This is a genomic window from Oleiphilus sp. HI0132 (assembly GCF_001635845.1).
Map to the genome: position 1 here is coordinate 1 of NZ_LWGJ01000449.1, position 961 is coordinate 961.

General features: G+C 43.4%; 1 pseudogene. It reads right to left on the bottom strand.

The features are described 5' to 3' along the window. A pseudogene (locus A3766_RS30465) lies at positions 1-961 on the bottom strand (C4-dicarboxylate ABC transporter); the annotation flags it as partial.

Consider the following 961-nt stretch of genomic DNA (forward strand, 5'->3'; position numbering starts at 1 on the left):
TTAGCACAACACCTGAACCCGTCATTGCTGTCACGGCAAGCGACAACTGACGACGAGTCCCTACTCGCCTCATCTCTTGATAAACAACCGCGCCCATCGCAATAATGATAATGCCCGAAGCACCGGTATAAGCAGTCGGGAATGCCATCAATGCGATAGCAACAAATGCAAGCAATTCAGGCGGCAGGTGCCAAGGTTTAAACACCTCAAACAATTTTGCACCAAGAAGCGTTTCTTTAAGCAGCATACCAACCAGAATATAAAGACCAATTGCTAAATGAAGATTAGTTAGCTGAAAGATTTGAGTAAAATAGATAGCAATACCTGGATAGTGCGACTCAACAATAAAAAACTGAAAGATCGCTGCTAACAGCATAATACTATGAATAGGTATCGCTATAAAGGCAAGCCAGGGTTTACCTCCAGGCTCAAGATCTGGCGATGGATTGAGTAACTGATATAGATTCAGACCGCATAAGCTAAAACACCCGAGCATAAGGATAATCATTAACTCAGGGTTGGTAACCTCAGTCCCCGATGCGTAAGAGCCTTGGTAAAACGCGACGGTAGACAACCCAAGACAGGCATTGGCAAACAACTGCCCTACATTCGAAACGTAGTGATCCATTCGACTATGAATCGACCTAAACGCAATATGATTACGCTTCCATGTTGTGATAAACGCAGACAGTGCCAGCAGCAATATCAAAGTAAGTTTTTGATTCTCAATAGCAAGCAAACTAACTTGAGCAAAGGTGTGCTCAAGATCTTTAAAAGTACGAACCCAAACATTCATTTGAGCTCGATAGGTCTGGGCATCAGCATGCTGCTTCTGGCATAGCCTGATTTGGCTAGCTAAGGAATTACGAGCTGAATCACGATCAAACTCAGTCGCAAATAAATCGAAGTCTTCATTTTCTGCAAGGTGCTCTTGTTCTAATTCATCCAACCTGGCTTCGAT